Consider the following 6,884-nt stretch of genomic DNA (forward strand, 5'->3'; position numbering starts at 1 on the left):
TCTCCGGCGCAGAGGGTTTGACAGGACGGTATGTGACAAGCGCACGAACTCTAATTATACCACCGCAATAAGCCGGGGCAAAAGCGCTGGCACCGTATCTGCAAAAGCAAGAGTTTCCGAGTGCCCGATCGTTTTGCCTTGATTCACAATTCCCGCAGCAGGCGCAACCTTAAGGCGGATAGTCGTTATCTGGACTGTGCGCGCAGCCTGTTAGGGCCGCTGTTTTTCTCTCCGGACTCTCAGGCTGACCTGCATGATGTCATGAACACTCTGGCGCGGCAGGAGGTGGGCTGTCTTGTCGTGGATGGGGGAGATGGCACGGTCGGGAACGTGCTGAGTGCGCTCTATGCCTCATCGTACCCCAAAGACAAATTGCCGATGCTGGCCGTGCTGCCATCGGGCAATACGAATCTGATTGCCGCGGATGTCGGCTTTGGCCTGCGGGGTGAGGACGCCTTGCAACGGCTTCAGGAAAAAGCCCGCACAGGCCAACTTGCAGCAGGTGTTAAGCAGCGTCAGCCGCTTGTTGTCTCGTGGCCGGGGCAAGACCGAGGAGCGGTTCTTGGGTTTTTCGGCGGTCTTGGGGCTTTTACGCGCGGTGTAGAAATTGCCCATTCTCCCGCCATTTTGACAAATTACGCGCATGATACGGCGGTGCTGATTACGCTGGCAGAAACCCTGCGGCAGATCATCACACCCCGTCTGCGGCAAAGCTGGCTGGATGGAACCCCGGTCGGACTCGGCATGAACGGAGAGGAAGCGGAGGCCCACAACCGTTTTCTGTTCCTGTGTACGGGCCTGCAATGCTTGCCGTACGGAATCTGGCCTTTCTGGCGGGAAGCAGGGCAGGTGGATAATGGTATCAGCTATCTGGATGTCGCGGCTAATCCGCAAAAACTGCTGCGCGCCCTCTGGAGCCTGTTACGCGGGCGCAGCCCTGCTTGGCTGAGAGACAATCCGGCTTATGTCAGCGGATCCGTACGCCAGATTGTCCTGAAAACAGAACAGTCTTTTGTGCTGGATGGTGAGGTTCTGGAAACCGGGTCCGCAGGGATACTGGACATTTCCGCAGGCCCGCTTCTTTCTTTCCTTCAGGCTTGAGATGCAAAAGCAGGTCCGAGCCGCACGGTTCCTTCAGGCGCAGATTTTTGAGGAACTGACGACACCTGTTAGCTCCGCCGTGCTGGATTTTGTGGAGCAGATGGTCGGCACCGCTAATCCGTTGGGTGTGCTATTTTACGGCTCCGGCCTGCGTGGCGGTATTCAAGCGGATACCCTGCTGGATTTCTACGTGATCGTGCGGAAGCAATCCGACTGGCCGCGTGGGCGCGTGGCCTGTCTGGCTAACGCCCTTCTGCCGCCCAATGTCGAATATCATGAACTGAGGGTTGAAGGGCAATCCTTGCGTGCCAAGGTTGCCATTCTAACATTGGCTCAGTTTCGCAGACTAACCGGGTTCAGCGCGTTTGATACGACGGTCTGGGCCCGTTTTTCTCAGCCCGTCAGGCTGGTCTGGCAGCGTGACGCCGCGGCTGCCCAGACACTCTGCCGGTGTGTGATGCGCGCCACCGTAACAGCCGCCCGCTGGACGGCTTTTCTAGGTCCTGAGCGCGGCCCGCGGGAAGCCTTCTGGAACGCTCTGTATCGCCAGACCTATCAGACCGAACTTCGCGTCGAAAAAACCGGGCGCGGTGCGGGAATCGTCGCACGTTATGAGGATCGTTACAAAGACCTGCTGCTGCCCTGCTGGCAGATTGCGGCCGTGGCTTATGAGAGGGAGGGGGAGGATGTCAGGCCAATGATTTCCCCCGCTCAGAAACTTCGGGAGGAGCGGGCGTGGCAGGTGCGTCGGCGGTTAGGTCGTCCGCTGAATATCCTGCGCCTGATAAAGGCGGCGTACACATTTACCGGAGGGGCCCGCTATGCCGCATGGAAAATTGAGCGGCATAGCGGAATAAAAGTGCCGCTCACACCGTTTGCGGAAAAGCACCCCTTGCTGGCCGCCCCACCGTTGGTCTGGTGGTTATGGCGCAAAGGGGCTTTCAGGCGGTCTTAGGCGGCTTCCGGAAGCGCCTTGGCGTCCAGAGCGGCTTGCTTGAAGATAGCAATTGCCTTGTCGATTTGCTCAGCCGTGTGTGTTGCCATCACAGAGCAACGCAGCAGCGGGCGAGAGTCTGGCGTGGCAGGCGGCAGGCTGAGATTAACGTAAACCCCAAGATCAAGCAGGCGGTTCCACATCATGATAGCCTGCCCGATTTCTTCCAGAGTCACCGCAATAACCGGGCTGACCTGCTTGCTGGCATTCAGTCCGAGGCCATGGAAACCCGCATGCAGACGCGCGGCATTATCCTTCAACTGCGTACGTAGTTCCGGATGTTCCGCCATATCTTCAAGTGCTGCCATGGTCGCGGCAATCACTTCCGGCGGGAGAGACGCCGTAAACATGTACGGGCGGCAGTTCAGCCGGACCAGTTCCAGCTCCGGATGGTCAGAGACACAGTAGCCGCCAACCGTGCCAAGGCTTTTGGAGAAGGTGCCGACAATAAAGTCCACATCCGCTTCCACCCCGGCCTGCTCGGCAATGCCCAGACCGCGCTCGCCCATCACCCCGAAGGAGTGGGCTTCATCAACCAGCAGATAGGCGCCGGTCTCGCGCTTGACCGCAACCATTTCGGCAATCGGCGGCACGTTGCCGGTCATGGAATAAATGCCTTCCACAACAATCAGCTTCGCACCGGGGGTCCCATCCAGACGCTTGAGGCGTTTGTAGAGATCATCCGCGTCATTATGCCGGAAACGGATAACCTGCGCGGGGCTCAGGCGGCTGCCATCGTAAATGCTGGCATGGCTGTCCGCATCCAGAATGAGGTAGTCATCCTTGCCTGCAAGCGTGGAGATCATGCCCAGATTGGCCTGATACCCGGTGGAGAACACCATGGCATCGCGGCGGCCAAAATAATCGGCAATGCGGCGTTCAAGCTGGCGGTGCAGGGACTGCGTGCCATTGGCAATGCGTGAGCCAGTTGTGCCCACGCCACAGGCTGCCGCGGCATCCTGCGCTGCTTTGATAGCGCGTGGAGACTGGCTCAGCCCCAGATAGTTATTGGTGCCGAACAGAAGGGTCTCACGGCCTTCAATAATACCAACTGTGGATGAAACCGGCTTTTCAATCACCACGGAAAAGGGATTGCGGCCGCCAGCTTCCACCAGAGAGCCAAGAGCGCCCGCAGTGCCGTCAAACTTGGAAAAAAGAGACGTCATGCGTGTTCAGCCCTTGTTTTTCAGATCAACTACGCAGGCAGCAAGGTCGTTAATGGTCCGGATGTCAGCCAGCTTGTCGAGCGGGACGGAGACATCCATGTCATCCTCCACTTCCATGACAAAGTTCATAACGGCCAGTGAATCAAAGGCCAGATCATCCATAATTTTGCAGTTGCCGTCGATATCGCGCGGCACTTTCGGGTTGGCGAGAAGCTTCTGGATGATCAGCGCAGAAACGCTTTCAACGGTTTCGCTCATTTTAAAATCCTTATTTTCCCGCCTCAGCAGGCAGAGGCTGCTTCAGGCTGCGGTTCAAACAGGCCTGTCTGGAACATTTTACGGGCCTTGGCGCGTGTCAGCTTGCCAGAGGATGTCTGGGGCAGAGCATGCGGGGGCACAAGAACGACGGAAACATCCACACCATGCAGGCGTCGGAAAAGACTGGTCGCTTCTGCACGCAGGGCTTCACGGGCTTCGGGGGATGTTGCACGGCACTGGATAAGCGCCACAATTTCCTCGTGCTCGCCTTTTTCCATGGAGAAGACAGCAACGTCGCGGCTTCGCAGGGAAGAAATATGGCTTTCCGCCGACCATTCCAGATCCTGCGGCCAGATGTTGCGGCCGTTAATGATAATCAGGTCTTTTGCACGGCCCGTCACCACAATCTGCCCGTCTAGCATGTAGCCAAGGTCACCCGTGTTCAGCCAGCCATCCTGATCCAGAACCTGTGCGGTGTCGGCTGGCTTGCGGAAATAACCATCCATCAGGCTCGGGCCGCGTACAAAAATGGTGCCGGTCTGGCGGTCGCTCAGCACAGCGCCTTCCGGGTCACGCACTTCCATCTGGTGGCCGGGCAGCACACGGCCGCAGACAACAAATGTTCTGGTAGGTGTTTCCGGATCAGTCGCCGCGCGGGCAATGCCTTCATTTTCCAACGCGGGAAGATCAATCGTATCGGTCTCAATACCGCTATTGAGCGGCACAAAGCTAATGGCGAGTGTCGCTTCCGCCATACCGTAGCTGGCCACAAAGGCTTTCGGGTTGAAGCCCACGGAGGCAAACCGCTCAGAAAACTCTTTGAGGATGTGCGGACGAATCATATCGCCACCAATCCCGGCCACGCGCCAGCAGGACAGGTCCAGTTCTGTAGAGGCAGGGCGACGAGCACAAAGCTCATACCCAAAAGACGGGCTATAAGCGATTGTCCCACGATTACGGCTGATCAGATCCAGCCAGACATGCGGGCGGCGTGCGAACTCGCGGGTTGGCAGCAGGTCGACGGTGAGCTGACAGGTCATGGGGGTCAGGAAAAAACCGACCAGCCCCATGTCATGATAGAGCGGCAACCAAGAGACGCAGCGGTCGCCCGTTTCACGCACACACAGGCCGTCATGCGCAATGGCGGCCACGTTGGCCATTCCCGAACGCTGACTGACGCAAACTCCCATGGGGGAGCGGGTGCTGCCAGAAGAAAACTGGAGGTAAGACAAGGCTTCGGGGTGGATATTGGGCAGCGGCATGTCTGGCACGGGCCGTTCCATCAGTTCCGCAGGGGAGCCTGCGAAGGCTAGCCCCATGCCGCTTACAATATCGTCGGTCCAGCCTTCAATAATCTGCGGGATAATAACCGCACTGGCCCCAGCACTAGTGATCATCCCACGCAGAGTAGACAGATAGGTTTCTTTCCCGGCAAAGGCGACCGGAAGCGGTAGGGGAGCGGCAACAAGGCCCGCATACTGGCAGCCGAAGAAGATGCGGGCAAAATCACCATCGCTTTCCGCAACAATCGCAACACGGTCTCCGGGCTGTAGGCCCATGCCCAATAGGCGCAGGCCGGTTTCAATCGCCTGTTCACGCAGTTTACGATACGGAAGCGCTTCCAGCAGGACACCCTTGCCAGAATAGATGTTAAAGCCGGCGTCACCCTGAGCCGCATAATCAAGAGCATCAGGAAAAGTTGCAAAATCTCCATAACGGCGCTGCTGGCCAGAACCGGTGGGAACCGGTTGCAGGGCGTCTTCGTTAGAAGGGGAAGATGCAGGATTTAAAACGTTCATTCAGCTGGCCATTCGAAGAAAATCAACAATAGCGTCGGCCCCTACCGGCGCGGTTGGTTCGTCTCCCGTGAGATCGAACGTGTCGCGTATATAGTCTTTTTGGAGATTTACGAAAGCATCATGTGAAGAAAATGCGCCCTCAATATCCTCGGAGAAGCTTTCTACCTGGTTCAGGACGGGGCCAAGGGTCCAGAAACGATAGTTCTCATCGCCTTGCCAAGCTACGTCATGCGCGTTCAGGAACACGCATGGACGGGGATGAATAAGAAACTCCGCAATCTGGGAGCTGGTATCGCCTAGATAAAGGTCGGCCGCAGAGGTGTAGGTCATATCAATGCTGCGCGCGCTGCCTGTATCCACAATCATATGCGGATGGCCGCCAAAAGCGCGTTGCAGTTGGGCCGCTTCCGCGCGGCGATTGTCAAACAGGCGGTAATGCGGCGCAAAAATCAGGTTGTAGCGATCCTGATTGGCAAAATGGCTGAGAATATTCAGGCCCATATTGGGCCAAGAGGACAGGCGCGCATTAAAGTGCGGATTATAAAGAATGGTCGGACGGTTGTTGTTGAACAGGCGCGAACTCGTACTCCGCATCCGCCGCACCATATCAAATTTGGCATAAACGCCCGTATGATAGTGGCCGGGGCGAATGGCTCCCTGTGCCAGAAGCCGTTCTTCGACTTTTTTGCCAGCCATAAGAACGTAGTCGAAGTTCTTTACATCGCGGGCAAACCCAATGGCCCGGTCGCCTGCACCATGACGGGTCCAGATCAGACGTGGCTGACGCACACCAAGCTTTCTCAAGTAGAGCGAGGTACGTTCGGGAACTACAATGCCTTGAAACGTTGAGAAATATTTCTTGTTGAAAAACAAGCTCGCAAGACGGGAAAAAACGGTGTGCCCGTGGCGTTCAACACGTTCCCGGATCAGGTTCGGGAGGTGCAGAAGCTCGAAACTCGCACGCGATTCCGGATAGTAAGCAGCAAGGGACTGAGCGTAGTCCAGATGGGCCTGCGTAGCGCAGGCAATGTGGACTTCTGCTTCAGGGTGTCTGCTGGCAATTTCCATTGCAATGGGCAGAGAATGCAAGGTTTGGTGCGGCTGTGCGATGTAAGGGAAAAGAACGCGCATCAGTGAAATAACACCTCTTGTGTCGAGGCATGACCCATCATGTCTGCTAGCGTCATCGAATGCCTCATCAACCTGTTTTCGTGCGGCAGTATAATCTGCACACATGCACAAATCGTGGCACGCCACGTATAGTCAAGGCCATCTCAAGCGGGGCAGAGCCGACGCGCGTGAATTTTCGTGAGCAGCTTTGATAGGGCAGGGGCCGCCTGAAGCTTCAGGCGGAGGGGGCTTGTGCATATATTATGGACCAGCAACAGAGCAGGCTTCAGTCGTTAGTTCCTGCTTCTATCCCTCCAAAAACGAGCGTGCCCAAGGGGCGCGGGCAAAACCGCAGAGAGTTGGCGTATGATCACCTCCTTAAAAACTGGCGGTTCACCGGGGTTTTTGGGTGTTTGGGATGTTGTGGTGCACTTTTTTGAACTTTTTATGTCGGAC

The 6,884-nt window shown here is 56.8% G+C and carries 6 protein-coding genes; 2 read left to right on the forward strand and 4 right to left on the reverse strand.

The window, feature by feature from the left end:
* The first annotated feature begins 120 nt into the window (after window positions 1–120).
* A complete protein-coding gene (locus AD949_RS04410; protein ID WP_048834927.1) occupies window positions 121–1,101 on the forward strand; it encodes a diacylglycerol/lipid kinase family protein in 981 nt (326 codons plus the stop codon).
* A 1-nt stretch (window position 1,102) separates the two neighbouring features.
* On the forward strand, window positions 1,103–2,056 hold the full coding sequence (locus tag AD949_RS04415) for a hypothetical protein (RefSeq protein WP_048834928.1): 954 nt from the start codon (window positions 1,103–1,105) through the stop codon (window positions 2,054–2,056).
* On the opposite strand, the gene spt is transcribed toward AD949_RS04415, so the two are convergent.
* From spt to AD949_RS04435, 4 genes are read right to left on the reverse strand one after another with little or no spacing between them, the layout of a single operon-like run.
* Window positions 2,053–3,261: a serine palmitoyltransferase gene (gene spt, locus AD949_RS04420; protein ID WP_048834929.1), complete on the reverse strand. Its 1,209-nt coding sequence runs from the start codon at window positions 3,259–3,261 to the stop codon at window positions 2,053–2,055. The two genes, AD949_RS04415 and spt, sit on opposite strands and share 4 nt — an antisense overlap.
* Window positions 3,262–3,267: 6 nt before the next feature.
* The gene (locus tag AD949_RS04425; RefSeq protein WP_048834930.1) at window positions 3,268–3,519 is read right to left on the reverse strand and encodes an acyl carrier protein; all 252 of its coding nucleotides are present in this window, start codon (window positions 3,517–3,519) and stop codon (window positions 3,268–3,270) included.
* Between the two features lie 23 nt (window positions 3,520–3,542).
* Complete coding sequence (locus AD949_RS04430; RefSeq protein WP_048834931.1) at window positions 3,543–5,318, reverse strand: fatty acyl-AMP ligase; 1,776 nt, start codon at window positions 5,316–5,318, stop codon at window positions 3,543–3,545.
* On the reverse strand, window positions 5,319–6,449 hold the full coding sequence (locus AD949_RS04435; RefSeq protein ID WP_048834932.1) for a hypothetical protein: 1,131 nt from the start codon (window positions 6,447–6,449) through the stop codon (window positions 5,319–5,321).
* Window positions 6,450–6,884 lie beyond the last annotated feature (435 nt).

The sequence above is a fragment of the Acetobacter orleanensis genome, assembly GCF_001581005.1.
Taxonomy (GTDB): domain Bacteria; phylum Pseudomonadota; class Alphaproteobacteria; order Acetobacterales; family Acetobacteraceae; genus Acetobacter; species Acetobacter orleanensis.